This is a genomic window from Methyloceanibacter superfactus, from assembly GCF_001723305.1.
Lineage (GTDB): Bacteria > Pseudomonadota > Alphaproteobacteria > Rhizobiales > Methyloligellaceae > Methyloceanibacter > Methyloceanibacter superfactus.
On record NZ_LPWF01000026.1, the window covers coordinates 81,152 to 106,617 of the forward strand.

A 25,466-nucleotide genomic window follows, 5' to 3' on the forward strand; every position below is an offset into this window, starting at 1 on the left:
GGTTGCGCCATGACTTCTATCGACTTTTGGTACGAGTTCGCCAGCACCTATTCCTATCCGACGGCCATGCGGATCGAGCCGTTGGCCGAGACGGAAGGCGTCACGGTGCGCTGGCGGCCGTTCCTGCTCGGGCCGATCTTCCAGGCGTTCGGCTGGAACGACTCGCCGTTCAACATCTACGAAGCCAAGGGTCGCTACATGTGGCGCGACCTGGCGCGCGTGTGCGAGGTGGACGGCCTGCCGCTCAAGCTGCCGCCGGTGCGCTTTCCGCAAAACGGACTGAAGGCCGCGCGGCTCGCGCTCGCCGGCGAGGGCGAGGGGTGGCGCCCGCCTTCACCCGCGCGGTGTTCGCCGCGAACTATGCGGAGCAGAGAGATATTTCCGACGAGGCCACGTTACGGGCGATTCTCGACGGGCTCGGGATCGACGCCGACAACGCGCTGGCTGCATCCAATACGCCGGAGATCAAAGAGGCGCTCAAAGCGCAAACGGAAGAGGCGCAGGCGCTCGGACTGTTCGGCGCGCCGTCCTTCACCGTTGACGACACGCGCAGCTGTGAACTGTTCTGGGGCAACGACCGGCTGGAAGCGGCGTTGGCTTGGGCGAAGCGTCACTGAGCGCTAGGGCGCAGGATGGTCACGGAGCCAGCCAATGACGGTGCTCGCGTTCTCGTCCGGCGGAAACACGGGATAGAACACATGCTCGATCCTGTCGTCCTGCACCACCAGCGTCAGCCGCTTGATGAGGCGCATGCCGTTCGCCGCGAAGGTCGGCAAACGCAGTGCGTTCGTGAGCTCGAAGTCCGCATCGCTTAGCACCTCAAAGGGAAGATGCAGCCGTTCGGCCAGCTCGCGTTGATAGGCGGTCGATTGCGTGCTCAAGCCGAACAGGCTGGCATCGAGGGCGGCAAGCTCGGCCGCGTGGTCGCGGAAGGCGCAGGCTTGCGGCGTGCAGCCGCGCGCGCCGGGGATGGCATCCCAGCCGTCTGGCAAATTTTCGCCGGGCACGCCGGTGCGCGGATAGCAATAGATAACGGTGCGGCCTTTGCCTAACGCACCGACATCGACCTCGCGGCCCGAGGTGGAGGCGAGATGCACAGGCGGCATGGCGAGCCCGACGAGATGATCGCAGGCGCCATCGTCGGCAGGGCGGGGCAGATCGGGCGCAGCGCGTCGAGGCGGGTCACGCCGGTGCGGCGAGACGCTGGCTCGCGCGCTGCTTGATGCTGGCGCTTTTGAGCTGGCCGCAGGCCGCCATGATGTCCCGGCCACGGGGGCTCCGGACGGGGCTCGCATAGCCGGCGCGGTTCACGACCTCGGCGAACTTCTCGATCTGCTCCCAGTCGGAGCATTCGTATGGTGCGCCGGGCCAGGGATTGAACGGGATGAGATTGATCTTGGCGGGGATCTTGGCCAGCAGCCGCACCAGAGCCTTGGCGTCGTCGACGGAATCGTTCAGGCCCTTCAGCATCACGTACTCGAACGTGATGCGCTTGGCGTTGGACAGGCCGGGATAATCGCGGCACGCTTGAAGCAATTCACGAATAGGCCACTTCTTGTTGATGGGGACGAGCTCGTCGCGCAATCCGTCACGCACCGCGTGCAGCGAGATGGCGAGCATGGTGCCGGCCTCCTCACCCCAGCGCGGGATCTCCGGAACCACGCCCGAGGTCGAGAGCGTGATGCGGCGTTTGGAGATGGAAAGTCCCTCGCCGTCGGCGGCGACGGCGCAGGCATCGCGCACATTGTCGAAATTGTAGAGGGGCTCGCCCATGCCCATGAGCACCACATTGGTGATCTTACGCTCGGAGTCGGGAAGTCCGCGTGTGTCGGCGGCCGTGGCGCCGGGCCAATCGCCGATGCGATCGCGCGCGAGCATGATCTGGCCGACGATCTCGCCGGCGGTCAGATTGCGCACGAGCTTCTGCGTGCCCGTATGGCAGAAGGTGCAGGTGAGCGTGCAGCCGACTTGGCTCGAAATACAGAGGGTGCCGCGATCCGCCTCGGGGATGTAGACGGTCTCCACCTCCCTTGCCGTCGCCAAGGGCGAGCAGCCATTTGCGCGTGCGTCGACGGAGACCTGCTCGGAGACGATGTCCGGCCGCGCAAGGGTGAAATGGCTCGCGAGCTCGGCGCGCAGTTCCTTGGCGATGTCGGTCATGGCGGCGAAGTCGGTCTGCCCCCGCACATAGATCCAGCTCCACAGCTGGCTCACGCGCATGCGGCGCTGGCGTTCGGGCACGCCGAGCCCGGCCAGCCGGTCGGCAAGCGCTGACCGGTCGAGCCCGACGAGGGACTCTTTGGAGGCTGACGGGTTCGCCAGCGGCTCGGACTCGAGGCCTATGAGAGTCGATACGGTCATGGGATGGCACGGCACCTCAAGAGGGAGCACCGGCAAGGGGCCGGGGCCATCGTCCTCATATCATGCGGCACGGCGGAAAAGCCAAGTCCAGGAGCCGAAAGACCGAGAAACGCGGCAAATCTAGCTGCCGCACTCCTTGACGATGCGGTCGAGCGCGTCGGAAATGCCACTCAGGGAGTAGTTATCGCTCGTGTCGGTGCCGCGGGCCGATCGGCCCTGCACCTTCATGGCGCTGCCGGCCTTCATGGCGCCGACCAGCTTGGCCTCGTCTTCGGTTTTCTCGACGAAGGCCCCTTCGTCCTTGGTGAACAGCTCGAACTTGTCGTTGCCCACCGTGACGGTGACCTTGGCGCCGGCGGCGAAGGGGTAGCCCATCTTCACGCTGATCTCGCCGGTGACCTTATCGGCGGGATAGTGGGAGATATAGAAGTAGATGGGGCCGCGCCGGACGTTCTTCGGGCTCGAATCCTTAGGCTGGGACACGGCGAAGCACACCTTCGGGCTCCCGGTGGCCGTATAGGCCGACCAGTCCTTGTATTTCTCGAGAAGTTTGACTTCCTGCGCGAAAGCCGGCGCCGTGCTCAACGCCAGCATCACGCAAGCAGCTCGAACGGCTCGGCGCATCTCCCCGTCCCCGATTCGTGAGCAAGCGTTAGGCATGAATGTCCCCAATCTTCACTACATCAGGCCGTTAGGTCAACCCTGTGGCCTTCGCCGCTTTGGCGCCCCTTGCACGTGGGGCGCCGGTCCCTCCACGGCCGCCCCCTCGGTGACCGGCCGAGGCGCAAAGCGGCCCAGCGTCCGCACACGGTCATACATCATTATGGCCCCCGCCGTGGCCACGTTGAGAGAGAAGGCTGTGGGTATTCGGACCAAGTGCTGGCAGCGGGCGACGAGCTCGGGCGACAGCTCGCCCCGTTCCGGCCCCAACACATAGGCGGCCCGCACAGGGTGTGGAAAACTCGGCAGATCGGCCGCGCCGTCGAGAATCTCTATGCCGACGAGGCTGCACCCCTTGGGCAGCCGCATCTCGTCGAGGGTCCGCCAGTGATAGACGGGCAAATGGGTCTCGGCCCGGGAGGTGTCGGAGCGCATCTCTAGGGCACGTTCGTCGGCGCCGAGCGTGAACATGAAGCTCGCCCCGAAGGCATGGGCCGAGCGCAGCAAATTGCCCACATTGACCGATTTGGAGATGCCTTCGGCGCCGATGCCGAAATAGCCGCGAACGTGTGGAGGTAGAGGTTTCACAACCTTTCTCTGCCATAGACTGGGTCCGAAAAAAAGCGGTGCCGGACCCGTGAAGTGACGTGGGGCCCGTATAGCAACGTTGGCCCCGTGAGTGGTTTGAAGGTTGCGCTCGCCGGAAGACGACTGCAAAACCTCTGCACTTACCTGACACCAGCGAGAGCTGCCGCGCGGACACCCCCGAGCAGCTCCACAGGAGCGGCTTCATGCGTGTTGCGCAGTTCAGCGAGTTTGGCGGACCCCAGGCCTTGCACTTGGAAGAGGTCGCCGACCCGACGCCCGGACCGGGCGAAATCCTCATCAAGGTCACGGCCGTCGGACTCAACTTCTTCGACACGCTCATGCTGCGCGACAAATACCAGGTGTCGCCGCCGTTGCCGTTCTCGCCCGGCGCGGAAGTCGCCGGGCCCATTGAGGCGATCGGCGAGGGCGTGACCGAATTCAAGGTGGGACAGCGCGTGGTGGCGTTTATCGGCGGCAATGGTTGCCGCGAGCGTCTGGTCACCAAGGTCAAGAACGCGATTCCGATTCCCGACGGGGTCAGCGACGAAATAGCGGCGGGCATCGTCATCACTTACGGCACGGCGCTGCACGGTCTGAAAGACAGGGGCCAGCTCAAGCCCGGAGAAAGCGTGGCGGTGCTGGGCGCGGCGGGCGGCGCCGGCGTGGCGGCGGTCGAGCTCGCCAAGCTGATGGGCGCGCGGGTCATCGCGGTCGCTCGTCGAAAGACAAGCTCGCCTTCGCCAAGGCGCATGGCGCCGACGAGGGCGACTACACGGATGAGGATCTGAGCGCGCCTGAAGAACCTGACCCTGCCAAAAGGCGTTGAGGTGCTTTACGACTGCGTCGGCGGTGCGAGCGCCGAGCCGGCCTTGCGGGCCATGGCGTGGGAAGGACGTTATCTCGTGCTGGGCTTTGCGTCAGGCGAGATACCGCGCATTCCGCTCAATCTCGTCCTGCTGAAAGGCTGCTCGATCATCGGCGTGTTCTGGACATCGTTCGTGGAGCGCGAGCCGGAACAGCATCGCGCCAACACTGCGCAGCTTCTCGAGTGGTGCAAGGAGGGGAAGATCGTCCCCCATATCCACGGCACCTACCCGCTGGCCGAGACAGCGAAGGCGTTGATGGAGATCGAAGGCCGCAAGGTCACTGGCAAGGTGATCATCAACCCGCAAGCGTGAGCGTCGACGCTCGATAACGACTACCCAAACCCGAAGCTAAGGCGCACACTCTCATGCTGCCGCTCAAAGGTCTGAAAGACCTCTGCTCCTCTTCCGGGGTCATACGCCACGCCCTCGGCACAAGGAGGGCCTGATGAAAGCCAAGATACTCGCAGTCGCTGCTACCCTCCTTCTCGGCACGAGCGACCAGACCTTGGCGCAAATGAGATGCACAGTCAGCGACCCGACTGGTACGCCACTGAATGTACGCAGCCGGCCAAATGGGCCAATCGTGGGTGGGCTGCACAACGGGTCGCGGGTGCTTCTTTGGCAACTGGTTTACGTCGGTGGCCAACCATGGGCGAAGATCACACCCATAGGCCTGGGCAAAGCTGGGTGGGTCTTCCGTAAGTATCTGAGCTGTCAGCCGCTTTACGACTAGGAACGCATGGCGACGCACGGTGCCCAGACCGCTGAAAGACCTGCTTGGCGTCGATGAGAACGGTGCGACAAGGCGCGCCAGAATTCGCTGATTCAAGTCAAAACCGTCATGCGGCGTGGCGTCATGCTGACGTTAAACAGTTGATAACGTTATCCAGAGCGACGTCGCCATGCAGAACATCAAACGCACATTTTGGGGTGCTTTCGCTCTCCTGACGATCCTCTGGCTTGTCGCCGAGCCCTCGGTGTTTCAGCCGGCCAGCTTCCGCGCCTTCCGCGCGGCGATGATGCAATACAGCGGTGTGATCGCCATGGGGGCCATGAGCATGGCGATGATCCTGGCGCTTCGACCCCCTTGGCCGGAGCGGTGGTTTGGCGGCCTCGACAAGATGTACCGCCTGCACAAGTGGCTCGGTATCGCCGCCCTTGCCGTTGCGGTCGTTCATTGGCTTTGGGCGCAAGGACCGCGATGGGCGGTTGGCTGGGGATGGCTCGCGGGTCCGCGCCGCGGCGCGCGGTCGCCGATCGACAATCCGGCCGAAGCATTCTTCAGAAGCTTGCGTGGCACGGCGGAAGGCGTGGGTGAATGGGCCTTCTATGCCGCCGTGGTGCTGATCGTGATCGCGCTCATTCGCTATTTCCCCTATCGCCTCTTCAACAAGACGCACTGGCTCCTCGCGCCAGCCTATCTGGTGCTGGCTTTCCACGCGGTCGTGCTGATGGATTTCAACTATTGGGCCTCTCCCATCGGTTGGGTGATGGCGGTGCTGCTCGCCGCGGGTACATGGGCGGCGGTCGTCGTGCTGCTGGGTCTGGTCGGGAGCGGTCGGCAGGTGTTGGGCGAGATCGCCTCGCTCAACTACTATCCGGGCGTGAGGGCGCTCGAAATCGGGATCAAGGTGCCGCATGGGTGGCCCGGCCACAGGCCCGGTCAATTCGCCTTCGCCACCTCTGACGTTGCCGAAGGGGCGCATCCTTACACCATCGCCTCGGGCTGGGATGACGAGACCCGCCAGATCACCTTCATCACCAAGGAGCTGGGCGATCATACCAGTCACCTACGCGAGCAACTCGCCGTCGGCCAGGCGGTGACGATCGAGGGACCCTATGGTTGCTTCACCTTCGAGGACGACCGCCCGCGCCAGATTTGGATCGGGGGCGGCATCGGCATCACGCCCTTCGTCGCGCGCATGAAACACTTGGCGGCGCAGCGGGCCAGGGCTGACGGCGGGGCGGCGTCGCAGACCGTCGATCTATTTCACTGCACGCCCGATGTGGACGAGGAAGCCTTCGGCAAGCTGGCTGCGACGGCGAAGTCGGCGAACGTCAATCTTCATCTTCTGGTCGACGCGCGTGACGGCTTCTTGACCGGCGAGCGCATCCGCAAGGTGGTGTCCCAATGGCGCGACGCCAGCATTTGGTTCTGCGGGCCTGCCGGCTTCGGCGAGGCTCTGAAGAAGGATTTCGCGGCGAATGGATACCCGGTGGCGCAGCATTTCCATCGGGAACTGTTCGCGATGCGATAAGACCGGCCGCGTCGGCGCGAACCACGGCGGAGCTTGAATAGCCGTCACCGGTTCCGAAGTCTCGAGGAGACGTTGGTCACGGCGCCCGACGCTAGGTCGACCTGGGCAGCTCCTTGTCGAGCGCCCGTGCCGCCGCCGCCCGATGGGTCGGGGTGATGTGCGAGGAGACCAAGCCCGTCACGGCGGTGAGCAGCGCCATGTCGTCGGCAAAGCCGAGCCCGCCCAAAATGTCGGGAATGAAGTCCGTCGGGAGGATGAAATAGGCCAGGGCGGCGAGCAGCATGGCGCGCACGCGCAGCGGCGTCGCCGGATCGAGCGCGCAATAATAGGCGGCGACCAAATCGTCGACAAAGGGCACACGCCCGGCAAAACGCTTCAGCTTGGCCCAAAAGTCGCGACGCACCTTGCGCTCCCGCTCGGCGAAGGCGCTAAACGAAAGTTGCCGCCCAAGGGCCGCTTCCCGCAATCTGCTGGCATCATTGAAGGCGATCATCGGTCTCCACCTTGTGACGGTCTCATGGGCGCTCAAGCCCTTGATAAACATAGGGAGAGGGAAGGCCTCCTGCAAGGCGGCGAACGCCTTCGGCTTGCGCCAGGCGGCCCGCCCATGCGAAGGAGCCGCCATGGCAAAGCATCGTCTCCTCTTTGTGTGTCTCGGCAATATCTGCCGCTCGCCCATGGCCGAGGGCGTGTTCCGCCGTGCCGCCGAGGAGGCCGGTCTGCTTCATCTGTTCGAGATCGAATCGGCGGGGATGGGGGATTGGCATAAGGGCGAGCCGCCCGACCATCGCGCGCAGAAAGCGGCCCGCGCCCGCGGCATCGATATTTCCGGTCAAGCCGCGCGCAAGGTGGAGATTGAGGACTTCGACGCGTTCGATCTTGTACTCGCCATGGACGCCTCGAATGTGGCCGATCTTTACGACATCGCGCCCCACGCCGCGCGCCACAAGATCCGCCGCTTCCTCGAATACGCGCCGTATGGGGAGACGTACGATGTGCCCGATCCGTATTTTGGCGGGCCGGAGGGTTTCGACCACGCGCTCGATCTGATCGAGGCGGCGGCGCAAGGTCTGCTCGCCGATCTCACGGCGGAAACCTCGGAAAAGTCGGCCAAGACGTAAGCCTACTTTCCGAAGTTGTAGGCGTCCTCGGAGTCGGCGTCCCCGAAGACGTAGTGGTCTCCGGAGTCGTAGCTGTCCTCATGATCGCCGGCGTCATCCAGGTCGTAGGCCGCCTCGATGACGTAGGGCCCGCCGCCAACGGAATCCCGCGACGAATAGAGCACGAAGCGATTGACGGTGAAGGTCTCGCCGGCCACGCCGCCTTGATGCTCGAGATAGGTGGCGACGGCGCCCGGGCGTGTGCCTCTCAAGCGCGCGAGCGTGACATGCGGCTTGTAGTTGCGGCCCTCGGGCGGCAAGCCCGCCTCGCGCGCGGCGCGTTCATTGGCCCGGTGCAAGGCATCGAGATCTTCCGACGGCACGATACTGGCGAACAAGGCGCGCGGTTTGTTGCCGCCAAAACTGCCGAGACCATTCAGGCGCAACTCGAATGGCGGCATGTCGATCTTGCCAAGCGCGAAGGTGAAGTCGCGCGCGGTGGCGCTATCGACGTCGCCGATGAAGCGCAAAGTCAGATGATAATTTTCCGATCGATCCAGCGCGCGCCGCTCAAACCGGCCCGCAGCACAGTGAGTCGCTCGGCGACGCTGCGCGGTATCTCGATAGCTGAGAAAAGCCGTGGCATGTCAAGCGACTCACTTCCCGCATGTCAACAATCAGGGGCAGGGGTTGGGGTAGTCAAGGTGGATTTGATCGATGTCCTCAAGCACATCGTCCGATAGCGTGATGTTTATCGCCTCGATGTCGCTCTCGAGTTGCGCCATCGAGGTCGCGCCGATGATGCAACTGGTCACGAATGGCCGGGAAACCGCGTAGCGAATCGCCATTTGCGCCGGGTCGAGGCCGTGCTTCTTGGCCAGCGCCACGTAAGCCGAGACGGCGCGCGGGCCGTTGCCTTTCTCGTAGCGGCCAAGCCGGTCGAACAGGGTCTTGCGGGAGCCCGGCGGGAGCGCGCCGTTCTCGTATTTGCCGGTGAGATAGCCTTGGCCGAGCGGGGAATAGGCGAGAAGGCTCACCTGCTCCTGATAGAAAATCTCCGACAGACCCACCTCGAATGACCGGTTGACGAGGTTGAAGGCGTTCTGGATCGAGGCCGGCGCGGCAGGCCGTGCTGCTCGGCGAGCCTCAAGTAGGTCATCACACCCCACGGCGTCTCGTTGGACAGTCCGATGAAGCGGACCTTGCCGTCGGCCACGAGCTTGCCCAGCGTCGACAGAATGTCGTGAATTGGGTGGGCATCCCCGGGCAGCCGGACATATTCGAGCCCCTCAAAGATGCGCATGGGCCGGTCGGGCCAATGGAGCTGATAGAGGTCAATATAATCGGTCTTGAGCCGGGCGAGGCTCTTGTCGACCGCCTCCAGGATCTGGGCCGGACTTTGCCGGGACAGCGTCGCGGGCTTATGGCGCAGCCAGTCGATCGTCGTACTGCGTCCGGCGACCTTGGTGGCGACGAGGACCTTGTCGCGGTTCTTGCGCGTCGCAAGCCAAGTGCCGATGACCTCCTCGGTGCGCCCTTGCGTCTCTGGCTTGGGCGGGATCGGGTAGATCTCGGCGGCATCGAAGATGTTGATGCCGCTATCGACCGCGTAGTCCATCTGCGCATGGCCTTCGGCTTCGGTGTTCTGCTCGCCGAAGGTCATCGTCCCGAGGGTGAGGGCGCTCACGTTCACGCCCGTGCGGCCAAGCTCGCGATACTCCATCAGTCCTCCGATTTTTCTTGCGCGTAAAGGCGCTTAACGATCGAGCAAGGTTAACAGATCGCTACCCGCCATGGCGCTTATCCGTGTTGTTAAGGAGTGGGGATGTAAGAGGAAAACCGCAACCCCATGAGCATCGCCCGCAGCGAATGCCGCGCGATGGGGGGGTTCATTAGCCGGACGGGATGCAGTGCATGGGCGTGATGACCGATCCTAGGAAAGGTGCGGCCGAGGCCTCTTCGACCGAGAATGGGTCCGAGACGGCGCCGCCGGATTTCCATGAGACGTTGACCCAGCGGCTCAAGCGCTGGCTCCTCGGGACGGCCTACGCGCTCAGGCCAAACCGCATCGCGTTGCTGCCCAGCCTGTGGCGCCTCGCCCTCGTCCACGCTCTTGCGCCGAAATCCCAGCGCGACATGCTGCCCGCGCTGCCGCGGTTCTACAGTGAGCGCGGACTGGTCGGGATCAGCGATGATCTCTCGGTCCCTTCCCTCGTCGCCAATTACAAGCGCGGCTTCTTCCCGGTCTGCCATATGGGGCCGATGAAATGGTGGTGCCCGGAAGAGCGCGCCGTCATCGATCCGGCGCATAGTCACGTCAGCCGCAACATCCAGCGCCTGCTCCGCCGGCACAAATTCACCGTCACCATGGACCACGACTTTGCCGGCGTGATGGAGGCCTGCGCGCGTCCGCGGCCGGGCAAGGTGCCGCTCACCTGGATCACGCCGCGAATCATGCGAGCCTTCTGGGCCGCCTACAAGGCGGGCTACGCCCATTCGGTCGAGGTCTGGGACGAGCAGGGGAATCTGGTCGGCGGGATGTTCGGAGTCGCCATCGGCCAAGTCTATTTCGGCGAGTCGAAATTCTCCGCCGTGCGGGATGCCTCGAAGGTGGCCACGGCGGTTCTTCATCGCCACCTCGCCGCGTGGGGCTACAAGCTCTGCGACGCCAAGTGGATGACGCCGGACCTTGCCAGCCTCGGCTTCAAGGTGATGCCGCGCGACGAATTCCGCTCCTTGCTGCAGTGGTATGTCGACGAACCGGGGCATGTCGGACGCTGGGACGTCGACCCGACGCTCGAGCTGGCCGATGTGCGGGAGAAGGCGGCGGAAGGCTCGACCTCGCGTGAGTCCGCGTCGCTGAAGGTCGCTTGAGGCTATTCAAGATGTCCTCTTCCGCAAGCCGTATGAGCGCGCAAGGAAGCGCCTGGCTCTCCTTGGCCTTGGCACAGGCGGGACGCTTGGTCACCACATCCTCACTGCTGTCGCTGGCGCGCGTGCCGGCGCGCTCGCCGGGTTCGTCACCCAGGTCGTGCTGGCACGGACGCTCCAGCCTCGGCGCTCGGTGTGTTCTACTCGGTGACCAGTCTCGCCGCCGTGGTCGGTCTCGTCGCCGCCCACGGCTATCCTGCCATCGCGCCGCGCTTCATGTCGCGCTATCGCGAGCAAGGCAAGGACCGGCTGATTGCCGCCTTCGTGGCGCGGGCGCGTAAGGACGCGGCGGTCTATGTCGCATTCGCCACGGCGGGCGTGCTTGCCATTGCGCTTTGGTGGCCCTCGCTTTCGTTTGAGGCGCGGCTGGCTACGGCTGCCGCGGCCTTGTCCATTCCAGCTACGCCGCGCTCCGTCTCAACGGCTCGCTCGCCGCCGCCATCAGACGCTTCGCGCTGGCTTATCTGCCCGACACCTGCTTCAGGCCGTTCGTGCTGCTCGGTGGCGTGCTGTTGCTCATCGCGGCGGGCGTCACGCTCACGGCGAGCAATGTCACGCTTCTGCTGACCGTCGTGTTCACCGGCTTGGCGCTCACCCAGTATCTTTTGCTGCGCAAGGACGTGCCGGTCAGGGCAGGGGCCGCTCCAGTGGCGCCGCCGCGCCTCGTCAGGATTTGGCGCCGCGAGGCGACACCGCTGATCGTGGTGGCGCTGTTCACCTATTTCTTCGCCGACGTCGACATCCTCATGGTCACGCCGCTGCTTGCCAGCGCCGACACGGCCATCGTCGGGCTGTGCCTGAAACTGGCACTGCTAGTTGGCTTTGCCGTTCAAGTGGCGCATCAGGTGGTGGTGCCAGATCTTGCGGACGCGCACGCGCGTAAAGATCACAGCATCATCCGCGACGTGGTGCTCAAGGCACTCGCCTTTCCGCTCGCCGTGACAATCGCCGCGATCGTCATCGTGGCGCTGTGGGGCGAGACGATCCTGTCGCTGTTTGGGCCCGAGTTCACCAGCGCCAAGTTGCCGCTGCTCATCCTGCTCGTCTGCCAGCTTGCCCGCGCCGTGTTCGGTCCGAACGTGCCGCTGCTGACGGTGATCGGGGCGCAACGCCAGAACGCCGCTCTCGCGGTCGCGGCGCTCGTCGTGCTTGGGCTCAGCAATCTGGTGCTGGCGCCTCTCTATGGAGTGCTCGGGGCAGCACTCGCGGTGGCCGTCGCCACGGTCTTCTGGCTTGGGGCCTGCTCGATCGTGCTGGCGCGCCTAAGCGGGCTCAGGACGGACGCGGTCTATCTTCTTGGCCGGCTCATCGCGGCGCGTCAGGCGAAAGCCTAAGCGGTGTCGACAATCATCTCGATCGCGCCGACGCGCTCCGCTTCTTCGTCCGCAACCTCCTCGGTGGCGAACACATAAGTGAAGATCAGCCACAGTGCGAAGGCCACGGCGATGAGAACCGCGACGGTTTTGCCGAATATGCCGAAAGACAGAGGCATGCGATTCCCCTTGAGCGATTTGCCGAGGCGGCGACCGTAGCCAAAGGGGCCCTTCCGATCAATTGAATTGGGCGAGGAGCAAGCTGGCCGCTACTCCTCCGGCGCCGGGGCCGGAGGCTCGTCCGGCGCAGGAGATTCGGCGGCCGGGGCGGGAGATTCTGGGGTGGCCGCGCCACCCGTGTCGATCGTCTCGTGGATCCAGTCAGAGAAAGCGGCGACCCGCGAATAGACGCCCGGAAGTGCGCCGCCGCAGCCGCGGCCCCAACTCACCACGCCGACCTGAACGAAGCCATGGCCATCCTTTGCCGGCACCACAAGCGGGCCGCCGCTGTCGCCTTGGCAGGAGTCCTTACGCGTGCCTTGACGCATGGCGCAGATCTCCGTGTCGGCAATATTGCCAGCGTCGCCCGCGTCGAAGGCCGCGGCGCAGGTGGCGTTGTCGACCCAGTCGACCTCGACCTCGTGCAGCTTGCGCGGGTAGTTCACCTTGTCCTTCAGCGCGTCGCCGCCGCCGAAGGCCGTCAACAGCTTGCCGACATCCTCATCGTAGGGGTCCCACATGGCGCCCCAGCCAGTGACTACCACCTTGGCGCCGGGAACGAGGAGCGCTTTCTCCGTCTCCGGCTCGACCAGCGCCACGGTCTGGGGATCGGCGACCGGCTCGGCCAGCTTGAGGAGCGCGATGTCCGCCTTGGACTCGTCGGCGCATTGCGTGTCGCCCGCGCAAGCCGCGTATTTCGGATGGACGAAAATCTCGGCGACCTCGACCTTGGCAGTCTCCTTGCGGTCGTTGCTGCCGTAGCCGATCACCACTTCGCCCGCCTCGATGGCACGCTTATCATCGCCCCGGCCCGCATACATGCAGTGCGCGGCAGTGAGCACCCATTGCGCGGCGATGAGCGAGCCGCCGCAGCTACCCTTCTCATCCTCAAGGGAATCGTAGAGGCGCACCTGATACGGATATTTACCTTCCGGCGCGGGTTTCCCGTCCACGATCATCTCGGTGTCGTCGCCGGCGAAAGCCGTGTGCTGCACGCCAAACGAACCGAGCGATAAGAGACCAGCCAGAACGATTGCTGTACGTGCCATGACGAACCCGCCTATTCGGCCGTCATGGCCGCGGGCGCCTCGGACGGACCGGCATGCGATTCCATGGTGTCTGCAATCCAGTCGGAGAAGCTCGACACCCGCGCGAAAACGTTGGGATTTCCGGCGCGGCCGCAACGATCGCCCCAGCTCACCACGCCGATCTGCACATAGCGCTTTGGGTCGTCGGCTTGGATGACGAGCGGGCCGCCGCTGTCGCCGTAGCAGGAGTTCGACGCCGAACGAGGCTTCATGGCGCAAATCTCGCTGTCGGCGATGTTGAGCTGTTGCGGCCCGTAGACGGAGCGGCATTCCTCGCGGTCCATGACGTGGATGTCCGCCTCGTAGAGCTTCTTCGGGAAATTCAGCTTCTCGGAGATGTCGGCTTGCGGGTCAATCTTCGACAAGAGCGCGACCACCTCTTTGTCTTGAGGATCCCAGATGGCGCCCCAACCGGTGACGGTGACCTTGACGCCGCGTGTCACGAGCTTCTGCTCGGCATCGTCATCGGCGATCTCGATCGTCTTGGCTTCGGGGATCGGTTCTTTCAGCTTGATGAGGGCGACGTCACCGCCGCCGGCGAGCGCCTTTGCGAGATAGCGGGGATGAACGACGATCTCCTCCGCCTCGATCTTCGTGGTCTTGGTGCGGTCGGTGCTGCCGTAGCCGACAAAGACGGTCTCCGCCGGCTGAAGATTCTCGGCCACGCTGCTGTCGGCAACGACGCAGTGACCCGCGGTCAGGATCCATTGCGGGTCGATGATCGAACCGCCGCAAAAGCCCTTCTCGTCCTCGGGTGACGCGTAAAGGCGAACCTGGTAGGGGAACTTCCCTTCCGGCGCGAGCTTGCCATTGACGATCATCTCGGTGTCCTCCTCGGCGAGAACGAGACCGCCTGCGGACATCGCGCCGATAAACACCAAGGTCAGAAGAAGAATCTGTTTCATCTTTAGGACTCCGTGCGGGGACGGTTAAAATCGAGCTTAGTTCGACTCCATGGTGCCGTCGATCCAGTCCGAGAAAGAAGACACGCGGGTGTAAACCCCGGGGAACAGCGGATTGCCGCATTGCGGCCCCCAACTGACGATGCCGACCTGGACATAGCCATCGCCGCCGGACGGAACCACGAGGGGACCGCCGCTATCGCCGAAGCAGGAGTCCTTGCCGCCGCTCGGCCCCGTGGCGCAGATCTCCGTGTCGCCGATGGTGAAGGCGGAGACTTGCAACGAGTCGTAGATCGCCTTGCATTCGCCGGGATCGATCACCTCGATGTCGACCTCATGCAATTTGCGCGGCGCCTGCAATTCCTCGTCATTCAGCAGGCGGCGTTCGGACAGGCTGCGCCGGCCCGCCATTACGTCCATGGCGTTGTTGAAGGCCTGGAAGTCCCAAATGGCGCCCCAGCCGGTCACCGTCGCCTTGGCGCCAGCTTTCAGCAGGCTGCGCGAGGCGCCGGGTTCGGCAATCGGGACGGCAGGCGCGTCGTCGATCGGTTCGGCCAGCTTGACCAGCGCGAGGTCGGCCTTCTTGCCCTCGAGATAGGCCGGATGCACGATGACTTTCTCGCTGGCGATCTTCGTCGTCTGAGTGCGGTCGACGTCGCCGAAGCCAATGATGACCTTATCGGTGTCGACCAGGCAGTGGGCGGCGGTCAGCACCCATTGCGGCGCGATGATCGAACCGCCGCAAAAGCCGATTTCGTCGTCCATCGATTCATAGAGACGCACCTGCCAGGGATACTTGCCCTGTGCCGCCGGCTGCCCGCCGACGATCATTTCCGTGTCGGTCTCGGCCTGCGCGGTCGGGCCGAACAGAAGCGAGACGGCCAACAAACAATTGGAAACAAGCAGTTGGATGCGCTTCATCTAACTTCTCCGCTCGTTTTTGTTGTTATGTGAGATTCGATCTCTTGACCGCTCGGTTTGTTTTGCCGCCATTTTAACTATGCTCAATTGCGCTGTACATTAAACTTTGTTGAGATAACGAGAACTCCCGCCGCATCTTACGCCGTTGTCGCGAGTTGTTCATCGAGGCACTGGGATACCCACCGGGATGACCACTGAACCCCAGGACGCGCAAGCGGCGCTCGACGCCATCGAGAAGGACGTCGAGCTTAGGCGCGCCGATCCCGATGTGCTGATGCCGAAGCTCGCGACCGTGCTCCTGAGCCTTCAGGGAGACTCGATCTATCGCCCGCGCGTGCACCGGCTGATGGGTGTGGTGCATAACCGCCTGAAGCTCGACCGAGATGCGCTGCGCTTGTTGCGCGAAGCCAAGGCCTTGGCAGAGGCTGTCACGCCGCCGAATTTCGGCGAACTCGCCAAGATCGGGCGAGAGACCGCGGTCGTTTATGCTTGGCGCGGCGACGATAAGCCGCGGCGGCCGAGCTCCTGCCGGCGCTGGCCTTCGCCACGCTCGCCGGCGATGACCGTGAAGCCGCCAAGATCATCGCCGAGTTCGGCCGGATCGAGCTCGAGGCGCACCGTTTCCGCAACGTCGCAATGCTGTTCCGCCATCTCGTGGCCCAGGGCGACAGCAGCAAATTGTCCTTCCGCGAGGCGCAGCGCATCCGCATCAATCTTTGCCAGGCGCTCAATCGGCTCGGCTCCCATGACGAAGTGCTGCACCACGTAGCCGCCTTGCGCGACGATCTGCCGGAGTCGGAGACGCGCCTGCATTTCTTGACACGGCTCGAGGAGGCCAAGGCTCTCGCCGCTTGCGCCGTTTCGATGAGGCGGAGCGCGCGCTGTTGGATGCCGAGGCGCTGCTGCCGGCGAAGGACAGCGCCTTCGAGCATGCCGAGTTCATTCAGGCGGTGACCGAGCTGCAGGAGGTCAAAGGCGGACCGCCCGCGGTCAAGAGTCTCGAACACCTCATCTCCGAATATGACGAGCAGAATCTGGTGGTGCGGGAGGCCGTGGCGCGGCGGGCATTGGCCAGCGCCCTGTTCCAGCTCGACGAGAACGACCGGGCACGGGACGTCCTGGCGCAGGGATTGCGCAAGGCGCTGCGCAACAATCTCGTGGAGGTTGCGGACGATATCCGCGCCGACATGCTGAAGAGTGCCGGCGCCGATCACCTCGAGGAGCTGGCGGAGGCGATCGACCTCATCGGTGGCGGCACAGCGCTCGAGCGCCGCTTCATCCGGGTGTGCCCGCTCGGCAAAGGCGGCATGGGCGACGTCTGCCGCGCCATCGACCTCGGCGACGGACGCCATGTGGCGCTGAAGACGATCGATCTCAGAGGACACGCCCCGGATCAGCGGCAAGCCGTCATCAACACGATCAAGACCGAGTATGCAGCGGCCGGATCGCTCGACGATCCGCGCTTCGCCCGCGTGCTCGATCTGCGTATGGCGCCGGGAGGCGCGCTCTATATCGTGCAGCGTTTCGTTGCCGGCCCGACCTTGCGCGAGGTCTATGAGTCCGGCGCGACGCCGCAACGTCTGCTGGCCCTGCTGGCGGGGACCGCGGACGCGCTGGCCGTGCTACACGCCCGTGGAATCGTCCATCGCGATCTCAAGCCGGAGAATGTCATCGTCGCGCGCGATGGGCGCGGCGGCGAGATGCCCGTGCTGATCGATCTCGGCATCGCGCTGGTGGCGGGACGCCCCGATGCGCTCAAGCATTTCGGTACGGCCCCCTATGTGGCGCCGGAGCAGGCGGCCGGTGCAGCGGTCGATGCGCGGGCTGACATTTATGCGCTTGGTCAGATGATCGCTGAGATCTGGGGGGGAGAACTTCCCGCTCATTACAGGATCGGCAAGTTGTGGAAGAGAAATGCGCCGGGCGGGATGCCGCACGAGATCGCCGAGCTGGTGCGCCGGATGCTGCTGCCAGATCCGGCACGCCGGTTGAGCGACCTCAAGGCGATCGCCGAGATGCTCAGGGCGCAGGCTCGGTAGCGGGCTCATCACTCGGGGCCGTCCATTCATAAGCGTGAAGCTCGTATTTCGCGGGTTGGGCAACGAGGCTCCACACGATCACGTCGAGGGTTGTGGGCTCGGTCACCGTGACCCATGCGGTGGGCGCCAGCTCGAGTTCGCTCGTCTGGCGCTTGTCCTTCGCGTCGCGCAGGAACTGCGACGTCGCCTGATTCTTGACATTGATGCCGATGGGCACGCCGTTCTCCGCATCGGCGATGAAGCCGTAGACTTTTCCTGGCACGGCTTTGAACGGGTAGCTCTTTGACACGAGCTTGAAGGACTGCACCTTGCCGGCGTCGAGCTTGCCGGCGCCGATCACCTCATTGGACGCCTTGCTCACCGCATAGCGCTTCTTGGCCAGCGCCTCGAAGTCGTCGACCGCCACATCGAAATAGTCGTCGAAGGCATGCGCGCTCGCGGTCCAATAGAGCTCGTCCTCGGCGAGTTCCTGCTCCGCCTTATCCTCGGCGAGCGCCTGCAGGAGATCGGCGCGTTGGGCGAAGTTGATCAGCGCCGCGCTCGGCAGCCGCACCTTGGCTGTTGCCGATTCCGTCTTGTCCTTGAACACGGTGGTGTTGCCGCCGTTGACGATGCCGACGACTTTGCCGCTCGGATCGATGAGAGGGCTGCCCGAGGCCCCGCCGGTCACCGGCACGGAATGCTGGATCAGCAGGCGGTGCTCGGGGTCGGCACGCACCATGAAGACGTCGGTGAGCGCGCTGATATGGCCGAAATGCAGCGTCCCGGGAGCCTTAGTGGCGGTGGCGCCGCCGGCCAGGCCCTCCACGGGAAATCCCACCGAGGCGACCGGCGTGCCGGGGGCGAGATCCTCCAACTCCTCTTGCGAGGCGAATGACAGCGTGGCGGGTAGCGCGATCTCGGAATCGATCTCGATGATGCCGACATCGTATTCGTTGATGAGATCGAGCGGGGTGAACTCGCCCCAGCGGGTCGTTCCTTGCGTCGCTTTGTAGGCCTTGAAGGCGAGATAGCCGGGGTGGGAGAGGACACCTTGGATCTCGATCTTGTCGCCGTTCGGCGCCACCAGGAAGAACTCCTTCTCCTTGCCCTTGATCGCCTCGGTCACATGGGCGTTGGTCGCGAGCTTGCCGGGCGCGAAGGCAAAGGCCGTGCCTTGCGCTTTCTCGACGCCGCCGTCTTCCTGGGCGACCAGATAGACGGCTTCTTCGAGGGTCTTCAGCGTCGCCGGCGAAAATTCCTTGGATGCGCGCTCGGCGGCTTCGGCCCGCGCAGCTCGATCTGGTCGGCAAGGGTGGAATGGAGATAGGTGAAATAGCCGAACAAGCCGATGAGCAAGACGGCGAGGAGGCCACCGCCGGTCGCGACCTTGCGGCCCAACCGCTGGCTGGAGGTGGTCATCTGGCTTTGGTCGGCTGTCACGGGGAGCCCCTCCACCGAGGGGGCGCCGATCTCGACCTTGAAGGTGGGTCCGACCTTGCGGCCGAGACGGAAGGTGCTGCCCGACTTCACCGGCGTTCCGTTGTCGGCGGGCTTGCCGTCCATCTCCACGTAGCGGGTCCCAAATAGCTCGACTGAATAGTCGCCTGCCTTGGTGCGGCGCAGTTCGAAATGGCGGCGCCCGACCACATCGTATTCAGGTGGATAGACGACTTGCGCCGTCTCGCGGTCGCGGCCGAAGACGACCGCATCGACGTTATCGCCGTAGGTTTGCGTCTCGCCTTTGAGCGGTCCATCGAGATGGGTGATGGTGATCGTCATGGTCTTTCTTCTCAGGTCTTGGCAGGCTTCACGGGTTCTACGGTAAAGATCGGTAGCGACGGGCGGCCCCGGAGGGCCTGGCGTTCGCCATCATCAGCGGACGGGATCGCTTCGGCCCGCCCGACCGGCACGAGCCGCACGTCGTTCCCTTGGTCGAACTTGGCCTGCGCCGCATAGGCCTCGGTGGCCAGCACACAGTCCAGCGGAAGTCCGGGCAGATCGTCGGCAGACTGAAGCCGGGCGATGAGCTTCTTGTCAGGCTTGAGATTGGTCCCGAGCACGAGGCCGAAATCGCAGATCACTCGTAAGGGATGCTTGGCCTTGCGCGCCGCTTCGGCCGCGGCGCGGCCAAGCTCCAGCGCCTGCTGTGTGGTCTCGGTCAGGAAGCAGCAGCCCCGGCGGCCGTCACGATGGGTGCGCTCGATGCTTTCCAGACCTTTGGTCAGCTTCTTGAACAGCTTGTCGAGCGTAGCGCTGCCCGCCTTGGCGCCGGGGGCGCCGTCCCACAGAAACACCACGGGCCGGAACGCAGTTTCGCCCCGGCCGCGCTTGGGGCGCGGGGGCCGCTTGTGCGGATAGGGAATGAGGTCGAAGGGCCGGCCGGCCCCGCGCAATCGGCGAATACGCGATTGGCGCCGGCGACCGTATCGGGCTCGGTGTTGTCGGACACGACGATAAGCCCGCACGCGGTCTGCAGCATGGCCGCCCGCTGAAGCGCGCAGCCAGCGGCGTAGCGAAAGCCATAGAAGAAGTAGCCATCCACATCGCGCTCGGCCGGGTCTTGGGTATCCATGATGGTGAGCGAACACGGGCCGTGCATTCCATCGAGAATGGCGCGGAAGCGCTTCTCCCATTTGCCAGGCTCGCCCGGTGGATCGCCGATCTTGACCGACATGTCGACGAAGCGCTCGGTGTTGAACGGCAACACCGCCTCGAACTCGGCGCCCATCTTTAGGGCGGTCTCGGCGAGAATGATGTCGGAGCCGCTGGCGAGCGCCCCATAGACGAAGCCAACATTGTGCGCGGCGAACAGCTTCTCGGCCGCTTCCCGGATCTTGGATTCGGTGGCGTCTTGCGCGGCGGCGTCGAGCTCGGAGCCTCTGAACAGATGTCCCGAGATCACCGCGACATTGCGCGGATGGAGCGCATCGATGAGCACGTCGAGATTGCTGTCGAGCACGGAGGCGATACGGCGGAGCTGGAGAATGGTGGACGCTTGGCACCGTCATCGGCGCCGCGCGCGGTTCGCGCCTTGAGCAACACGTCCTTGGCTTCGCCGCCGCGATCCACGATCAGGAGCGCCTCGGCCAGGGTGGCGAGCGGCCAATACTCCTCCGAATCCTGCGGCACGGTCGCGGTGAGGAGTGCGGCGATCTTCCGCGCGGTGACGGTATCTCCGGCGCAGAGCGCCATGGTGGCGGCGTTGATGCCGGGGTAGTAGCCCTGCTTCGCTTGGTGGAGACGGTGATAAGCCTCGAAGGATGCGCCTGCCTGCTTGCGCCGGGCGTCCTTGGTCGCGGCTGCGAAGGCGCGCTCTTTCAGAACCCGCGCGTGGAGTGCGGCAAGATCCTCGACGAGCTGCGCTTCCCATTGGGTATCGTCACGGCGAACAGGCTCCGGCTCGTCTTCGCCATAGCCCTCATCGACGAAGGGATCGGCGATGATGCGGTCCATGGGGAGAAACGGATTGCGCCGGGCCTACGCACCGCGTCTTCCAGCACGCTCAAGTCGCCGCTCATGGGCAGGCCAGAGCGGGTCAGCAGATCGAGCGCGCCTTTGGCGTCGCCGCTGCGCGCGGCCGCGAGCGCGGTGCGGTGCTGCAATTCCGGACTCGACGGATAGTAGCGCATGATGTCGAGGCCGATATTGCGGGCGCGGATCAAATCGCCATGGGCAATCGCCGCGTCGATATCGGCGATGGTGCGTTCCAGCGCCGCGCGGCTCCGGGCGGCGCGCAGGCTCGCGAGCCGGCTGATGCGCTGATAGTCGATGATCTCGATCTGCTGGCTGCGCGCGCCGGTCCGCAACAGCCCCGCGCGCTCCCACTCGTTGAGGCGGCGGCTGATCGTCTCGCGGCTGACGCCGAGATCGGCGGCGATATCGCTTTGAGCGATTTTGCGCGGAAAGCGAACACGATTACCTTCGGCAATGCCGCTATCGGCCGAGAGCTCGACCAGCCAATCGGCCAGGACCAGATCGGGAAAGCTGTGCACCTTGTCGTGCTCCTGCTTTAGGGCCGACAGGAGACGCTGTGAGCCGATGCGGATGAGACGGGCACGCAACACCGCGTCTTCGGCGATGAGATCGGTGAGCAGCGACAGCGGCAGTGGCACGATCGCCGCGGGCGTCAGCGCGATGGCCGAAGTGGAGCGCTTGACGGGCTTCGGCAGAAGACCCTGCTCCAGCAGCTCGAGCTCCCCGAAGATCTCGCCATGCACGATGCGTTCGAAGCGCAGCGTGCGCTTACCGGACGGCAACTCGATCTGCACCAAGGGATCGACGTCGAGTCCATCGCCGCTTGCCCGTGCGCCAACGAGAAAATAGACGGCATCCGCCGCATCCCCCGGGCGGAACACACATTCACCGGGATCGAGCGTGCGTATGGAGAGGCGTGCGCGGCGGAGATGCGCGCGGGCTGCGTCGCTCGTCCCACGCATCAGCGCGGATCGCGCGACCAGATCTTCGAGGGTCTCGTTCATGCCTTTAGGAGCAACGCCTATCGGAATCTTGGCCGACGGAACGAGAGGGTAGTCTATTTCGGCGGTTCCCACCAACCGCCCCGCGGGATGCAAGGCGATATTCATCGTCATCCCCACAGCGTGCCGGATCCGGATACGGCGAACACCCACGCCAGACGATGCGCCTCGAGCGGCGCCAAAAGGTGTTCGAGACCCGCGAACGGCGAGACCATCACCGCCGCGGCGAGGTAGGTCATCAGGAGATCGTCCAGCTGTCTCATGGGCCAACCCTCGCGTTGCACCAACATCGAACCAGAGTGTGGCACGTGACGGGACGGGGCTTCTGTGAGGCTCCTCACTGTCGGCGAGGATCGCAGCGTCGGTATCAGCGCTCGGTCGCTTCGGCTTGACGCCGGATCTCTTCGATCTTGTTGCGGGTAGCGGCGACATCGTCCCGCCACACGGCCTTGTCCGGAAACGCCTCGGCCATCGTGCGCGCGATCTCCAGCGCTTCGTCATAGGCCGCGATCGCGCCGTCCCAATCGCCCGCGCCCAGCCGGATGGCGCCGATCTTTTGCAGGACCACATTGAGGTCCGGCTGAGCCATGATGTTGTCGGGGTCGGCAGCCGCGATCTTGCGGAAGATTTCCAAGCTTTCCCTATAGGCGGCGAGCGCCCCGGCGGGATCTCCGCCGGCTTGCCGGAGCGTGCCCATGGTGTTGAGGGCCAGCGCGACGCCGCGCTGCCAGGTCAAATTGTCCGGGTCGAGCGACGAGACGCGCCGCGCGATCTTCACCCGCGCCTCCCAGGCCTCGCGTGCGCCAGCGACATCGCCCATGGCGATCTTGGCGTAGCCGAGCCGATTCAGCGTGATCGCGATGTCCTCGAGTAGAACCGAGTTGTTGGAGTCGCCTTCGGCAAGACGGCGCAGGATCTCCAGAGCCTTCTCCTGAGCGGCGAGAGCGGCGGCGTTATCGCCGAGGTCTTGTTGCGCCTGACCGACCAAGCTGTACATGGAGGCGACGTCGCGCTGCCAGGTGGTGTTGCCCGGGTCGAGTTCGGCGAGTGAGAGGCGTATCGCCAAGCTTTCCTGGAAGGCCTCGAGCGCGCCCTTGGCATCGCCGCTCTGCAGCTTCAGATGCCCCACCCGCTCAAGCGAGATGGCGACGCCCCGCCGCCACTCGGTGTTGCTCAGATCCGACGCGGCAAGGCGCCGGTCCAGGTCGAGCGCTTCGTTGCAGGCTTCGAGCGCCCCCGCCGCGTCGCCGGTGTCCCGCTTGAGGTCGCAAATCTTACCGAGGGGTACGGGAATGTATTGCCGCCATTCGAATGTGTCGCGGTCGGTTTCGCCGAGGCGGCGCCGGACCGCCAGACTCTCCTCATAGGCGGCGAGGGCACCTGCCGTGTCGCCGGTTTGCGCCTTGAGGTCGCCGATCCGCTCTAAGTTCACGCTGACGTCGAGCTCGAGCTGCGGATTGTCCGGATCGCGCGCGGCCAGCGCCTGGCGAATGTCCAAGCTCTCCTGATAGGCGGCGAGCGCTTCGGCGCTTTCGCCCATGTCGCGCTTGACGTCCCCAACATGCACTAGCACGACCGAGAGTCGCCGCTTTGCGTGGCTGTCGTTCGGCTCCTCGGCGATCGCGTTCCTGGAAACGGCAAGCGCCGCATCGGCATTTTTGAGGGCGGCGTCGAGATTGCCGGCGGCGCGATAGGTCTGGGCGAACTCGTCGAGCATGGCGATCTTGCTGCGCACGAGCTCGGGATTCTCAGGATCCGTCTCGGTAAGACGCTCGACCGTGCTGCGGGCCTGGCCGAGAATCCTGTCGAGACTTTCGACGCGGATGCCTTCCACGTCGCGCAGACCTTGCGCGATCTGGAAGATCAGGCCGTTCACGGTGTCCTTGGCGGCCGCAAAGTTTTTCTCGGCCCTGTCCTGCTGGTAGCGGGCGATGATGCCGGCGGTCACCGCGCCGATGGCCAGCACGAAAAGGAGGACGGACGCGCTGACCGCAAGGGTAAGGGCGCGCCGCTGCTGGCGGACCTCCTGCGACAGGAGATCCTCCTTTGGCATGCCGTGAATGGCGGCGGCGAAGTCGGCGCCGAGTTCGATGAACGCGGCTTTGCGCGGGTCGGCGCCTTCACGATAGGGGCGGAGGTCGATCCATTTCGGCTCGGCCGTGAAACGGCCCTTCAGCACGCTGGGCAGCGGCGTATCCGCCGTCCACCTGAAATCGTCGGTCTTGTTGTCCCAATCGATCTCGCCGTCGGTCACCCCGATGAACAGCGTGTCGGGACTCTTATGGGTGAGCCAATACTCGACCTCTTTGCCGACCCAGGGCGAGTCGGCCGCTTCGGGCGAGGTCAGCAGAATCAGGTAACGCGACTGGCTGAGCGCCTCTTCGATCGACGGCCAAAGTTGGGGCGTGGCCGACAGGCTCGTGTCGTCGCGGAACACCCGCAGCCCACGCCGCTGATACCAGGGTTTGCCGAGCTTCTGGATCACCGATTGCAGCGCCGCGGCGACCGGTTTGTCCTTGGCGTGGCTGTAGGAAATGAAGGCGTCGTAGACCGGCACGGAACATCTCTCTGCTTCGACTGGGCCAACCTTAAGTCGCAAGACCGCGAGGGGCTAGGTCCCGCAGCCGGCCCGCCAGCGTTTACGGGCCAGAAGCTATAGGCCATCGGGGCGGCGCCGCTGTGTGACGAGGCTCACAATGCGCGCGCGCAAGCACCCTTATCTCCGTCCTTGCCAACGGGGCTCTCCTCCCAATGGCCAACGAAAACTGACGTGTTCGGTTCGTGGAACACGATCGGCGCGAGGCTTGTCCCACCAACCGAGCACCGGCGAGCTGAAAGGGGAAAAGGGTCCGGGTCCGCTCCTGCCCTGGCCTGTCAGCATCCCTCCCTTTCAGCCTAGGCGGGCGCAACGGTTCCCCCACCTTGCGCCCGCGCCCTTCTTACGATGGGATTTCCTTCAAGGAGCGTGGGTGAGATAACGGGAGACCGGAGCAAGACCATGTTCAAACACGCACAGAGCCGCCGTGCCGTCCTAGGCGGCGCCATCGCCACCACCGCCGCCGCCATGACGTTCACCGCTGGTGCGCGCGCCGAACCCACCAAGAGCCCCAAGCACATCGTCCTTCTCGGCGATTCGGTGCTCGATAACGGCGCCTATGTGGGCAACGGACCCGATGTGGCGCAGCAGCTCCGCATGCGGCTGCCGGCGGGTGACACCGCCACGTTGGAGGCAGTCGATGGTTCGATCACCGACGGCGTTCGGGTCCAGTTGCAACTCGTGCCGGACGATGCCACCCATCTCGTGGTGAGCGCCGGCGGCAACGACGCGCTGCACTACTCCAAGGTCCTCGAAGAGAAAGCCAACTCTGTGAGCGAGGCGCTGGACAAGCTCGGCGCTGTGCGCGAGCGGTTTACGGCCGACTACGGCAAGATGTTGGACGCGGTCGCCGCGCGGGGTCTGCCTGCGGCGTGCTGCACGATCTACGACGCCCGCTTTCCCGACAAGAAGCAGCGGCGGCTTGCCTCGGTGGGGCTGACCATCTTCAACGACTGCATCACGCGAGAGGCCGCGCGCGCGGCTTCGCCCTGATCGACCTGCGCGTCATCTGCTGCAAGGCGGAAGACCTCGCCAATCCTATCGAGCCGTCGGTCATAGGCGGGGCGAAAATCGCCCGCGCCATCGCCGATTTCGCCGCCGAGTATGACAGGAAGCGCGGCCGGTCGGAGGTGTTCGCCCAAGGCGACGCCGCGATATAGTGGTGAG

Annotated in this window: 25 protein-coding genes and 4 pseudogenes; 9 read left to right on the forward strand and 20 right to left on the reverse strand. The window is 64.7% G+C overall.

Features of this window, described 5'->3' with window-relative positions:
• Window positions 1–9 precede the first annotated feature (9 nt).
• Window positions 10–617 (forward strand): annotated as a pseudogene (locus AUC69_RS09300) (DsbA family protein).
• Window positions 618–620: 3 nt separating this feature from the next.
• Here the strand turns inward: AUC69_RS09300 and AUC69_RS09305 are convergent.
• The 4 genes from AUC69_RS09305 to AUC69_RS09320 all read right to left on the reverse strand — a co-directional run bounded on the left by AUC69_RS09305 (window position 621) and on the right by AUC69_RS09320 (window position 3,609).
• Window positions 621–1,106: a peroxiredoxin gene (locus tag AUC69_RS09305; RefSeq protein WP_244500189.1), complete on the reverse strand. Its 486-nt coding sequence runs from the start codon at window positions 1,104–1,106 to the stop codon at window positions 621–623.
• A gap of 76 nt (window positions 1,107–1,182) precedes the next feature.
• Complete coding sequence (gene rlmN / locus AUC69_RS09310) at window positions 1,183–2,361, reverse strand: dual-specificity RNA methyltransferase RlmN (RefSeq protein WP_069441913.1); 1,179 nt, start codon at window positions 2,359–2,361, stop codon at window positions 1,183–1,185.
• A gap of 120 nt (window positions 2,362–2,481) precedes the next feature.
• Window positions 2,482–2,985: an invasion associated locus B family protein gene (locus AUC69_RS09315; RefSeq protein ID WP_141700703.1), complete on the reverse strand. Its 504-nt coding sequence runs from the start codon at window positions 2,983–2,985 to the stop codon at window positions 2,482–2,484.
• Window positions 2,986–3,057: 72 nt separating this feature from the next.
• Window positions 3,058–3,609 (reverse strand): RNA methyltransferase, encoded by a 552-nt coding sequence (locus AUC69_RS09320; protein WP_069441915.1) that lies wholly within the window; start codon window positions 3,607–3,609, stop codon window positions 3,058–3,060.
• Between the two features lie 203 nt (window positions 3,610–3,812).
• On the opposite strand from AUC69_RS09320, the pseudogene AUC69_RS09325 reads away from it, so the two are divergent.
• A pseudogene (locus AUC69_RS09325) lies at window positions 3,813–4,787 on the forward strand (NADPH:quinone oxidoreductase family protein).
• A 590-nt stretch (window positions 4,788–5,377) separates the two neighbouring features.
• On the forward strand, window positions 5,378–6,733 hold the full coding sequence (locus tag AUC69_RS09330) for a ferredoxin reductase family protein (RefSeq protein ID WP_069441916.1): 1,356 nt from the start codon (window positions 5,378–5,380) through the stop codon (window positions 6,731–6,733).
• Between the two features lie 91 nt (window positions 6,734–6,824).
• Here the strand turns inward: AUC69_RS09330 and AUC69_RS09335 are convergent, their stop codons facing one another.
• Complete coding sequence (locus AUC69_RS09335) at window positions 6,825–7,226, reverse strand: YkvA family protein (protein WP_083239295.1); 402 nt, start codon at window positions 7,224–7,226, stop codon at window positions 6,825–6,827.
• Between the two features lie 130 nt (window positions 7,227–7,356).
• Here AUC69_RS09335 and AUC69_RS09340 point away from each other — a divergent pair, with 130 nt between their 5' ends.
• A complete protein-coding gene (locus AUC69_RS09340) occupies window positions 7,357–7,854 on the forward strand; it encodes a low molecular weight protein-tyrosine-phosphatase (RefSeq protein ID WP_069441917.1) in 498 nt (165 codons plus the stop codon).
• A gap of 2 nt (window positions 7,855–7,856) precedes the next feature.
• Here the strand turns inward: AUC69_RS09340 and thpR are convergent.
• Window positions 7,857–8,479 (reverse strand): annotated as a pseudogene (gene thpR / locus AUC69_RS09345) (RNA 2',3'-cyclic phosphodiesterase).
• 31 nt (window positions 8,480–8,510) lie between these two features.
• Window positions 8,511–9,556 (reverse strand): annotated as a pseudogene (locus AUC69_RS09350) (NADP(H)-dependent aldo-keto reductase).
• A 191-nt stretch (window positions 9,557–9,747) separates the two neighbouring features.
• Here AUC69_RS09350 and aat point away from each other — a divergent pair.
• The 3 genes from aat to AUC69_RS09360 all read left to right on the forward strand — a co-directional run bounded on the left by aat (window position 9,748) and on the right by AUC69_RS09360 (window position 12,098).
• Window positions 9,748–10,707 (forward strand): leucyl/phenylalanyl-tRNA--protein transferase, encoded by a 960-nt coding sequence (gene aat / locus AUC69_RS09355; protein WP_069441919.1) that lies wholly within the window; start codon window positions 9,748–9,750, stop codon window positions 10,705–10,707.
• 192 nt (window positions 10,708–10,899) lie between these two features.
• Complete coding sequence (locus AUC69_RS17035) at window positions 10,900–11,331, forward strand: hypothetical protein (protein ID WP_141700704.1); 432 nt, start codon at window positions 10,900–10,902, stop codon at window positions 11,329–11,331.
• A complete protein-coding gene (locus AUC69_RS09360) occupies window positions 11,256–12,098 on the forward strand; it encodes a lipopolysaccharide biosynthesis protein (RefSeq protein ID WP_069441920.1) in 843 nt (280 codons plus the stop codon). The genes AUC69_RS17035 and AUC69_RS09360 overlap by 76 nt, the downstream gene beginning before the upstream one ends.
• Here the strand turns inward: AUC69_RS09360 and AUC69_RS17430 are convergent.
• The 5 genes from AUC69_RS17430 to AUC69_RS09385 form a co-directional block, all read right to left on the reverse strand.
• Window positions 12,095–12,256, reverse strand: a complete 162-nt coding sequence (locus AUC69_RS17430) for a hypothetical protein (RefSeq protein ID WP_158008063.1) — start codon at window positions 12,254–12,256, stop codon at window positions 12,095–12,097. The two genes, AUC69_RS09360 and AUC69_RS17430, sit on opposite strands and share 4 nt — an antisense overlap.
• A 90-nt stretch (window positions 12,257–12,346) precedes the next feature.
• Window positions 12,347–13,345, reverse strand: coding sequence for a S1 family peptidase (locus AUC69_RS09365; protein WP_083239271.1), 999 nt, complete (start codon window positions 13,343–13,345; stop codon window positions 12,347–12,349).
• An 11-nt stretch (window positions 13,346–13,356) separates the two neighbouring features.
• On the reverse strand, window positions 13,357–14,289 hold the full coding sequence (locus tag AUC69_RS09370; RefSeq protein WP_069441922.1) for a serine protease: 933 nt from the start codon (window positions 14,287–14,289) through the stop codon (window positions 13,357–13,359).
• Between the two features lie 36 nt (window positions 14,290–14,325).
• A complete protein-coding gene (locus tag AUC69_RS09375) occupies window positions 14,326–15,207 on the reverse strand; it encodes a S1 family peptidase (RefSeq protein ID WP_069441923.1) in 882 nt (293 codons plus the stop codon).
• A gap of 483 nt (window positions 15,208–15,690) precedes the next feature.
• A complete protein-coding gene (locus AUC69_RS09385; protein WP_069441925.1) occupies window positions 15,691–16,020 on the reverse strand; it encodes a hypothetical protein in 330 nt (109 codons plus the stop codon).
• Between the two features lie 38 nt (window positions 16,021–16,058).
• On the opposite strand from AUC69_RS09385, the gene AUC69_RS09390 reads away from it, so the two are divergent.
• Entirely contained in the window at window positions 16,059–17,246 is a 1,188-nt protein-coding gene (locus AUC69_RS09390; protein WP_069441926.1) for a serine/threonine-protein kinase, read from the forward strand.
• Here the strand turns inward: AUC69_RS09390 and AUC69_RS09395 are convergent.
• From AUC69_RS09395 to AUC69_RS09420, 8 genes are all read right to left on the reverse strand, one after another.
• Complete coding sequence (locus tag AUC69_RS09395) at window positions 17,227–18,468, reverse strand: S1 family peptidase (protein WP_342018567.1); 1,242 nt, start codon at window positions 18,466–18,468, stop codon at window positions 17,227–17,229. The two genes, AUC69_RS09390 and AUC69_RS09395, sit on opposite strands and share 20 nt — an antisense overlap.
• Window positions 18,465–19,007 (reverse strand): FHA domain-containing protein, encoded by a 543-nt coding sequence (locus AUC69_RS18505; RefSeq protein ID WP_069441928.1) that lies wholly within the window; start codon window positions 19,005–19,007, stop codon window positions 18,465–18,467. Before AUC69_RS18505 ends, AUC69_RS09395 begins: the two co-directional genes overlap by 4 nt.
• Window positions 19,008–19,018: 11 nt before the next feature.
• Complete coding sequence (locus AUC69_RS09405; RefSeq protein WP_069441929.1) at window positions 19,019–19,525, reverse strand: hypothetical protein; 507 nt, start codon at window positions 19,523–19,525, stop codon at window positions 19,019–19,021.
• Entirely contained in the window at window positions 19,450–20,187 is a 738-nt protein-coding gene (locus AUC69_RS09410; protein ID WP_069441930.1) for a hypothetical protein, read from the reverse strand. The genes AUC69_RS09405 and AUC69_RS09410 overlap by 76 nt, the downstream gene beginning before the upstream one ends.
• A complete protein-coding gene (locus tag AUC69_RS18510) occupies window positions 20,127–20,549 on the reverse strand; it encodes a hypothetical protein (protein WP_244500194.1) in 423 nt (140 codons plus the stop codon). The genes AUC69_RS09410 and AUC69_RS18510 overlap by 61 nt, the downstream gene beginning before the upstream one ends.
• Window positions 20,546–21,706: a Crp/Fnr family transcriptional regulator gene (locus AUC69_RS09415; protein WP_158008064.1), complete on the reverse strand. Its 1,161-nt coding sequence runs from the start codon at window positions 21,704–21,706 to the stop codon at window positions 20,546–20,548. The genes AUC69_RS18510 and AUC69_RS09415 overlap by 4 nt, the downstream gene beginning before the upstream one ends.
• Window positions 21,707–21,813: 107 nt before the next feature.
• Window positions 21,814–21,966: a hypothetical protein gene (locus tag AUC69_RS17435; protein WP_158008065.1), complete on the reverse strand. Its 153-nt coding sequence runs from the start codon at window positions 21,964–21,966 to the stop codon at window positions 21,814–21,816.
• A gap of 104 nt (window positions 21,967–22,070) precedes the next feature.
• Window positions 22,071–24,260, reverse strand: coding sequence for a TIR domain-containing protein (locus AUC69_RS09420; RefSeq protein WP_069441932.1), 2,190 nt, complete (start codon window positions 24,258–24,260; stop codon window positions 22,071–22,073).
• A gap of 441 nt (window positions 24,261–24,701) precedes the next feature.
• Here AUC69_RS09420 and AUC69_RS09425 point away from each other — a divergent pair, with 441 nt between their 5' ends.
• Window positions 24,702–25,292, forward strand: a complete 591-nt coding sequence (locus AUC69_RS09425; protein WP_193427416.1) for an SGNH/GDSL hydrolase family protein — start codon at window positions 24,702–24,704, stop codon at window positions 25,290–25,292.
• Window positions 25,293–25,466 lie beyond the last annotated feature (174 nt).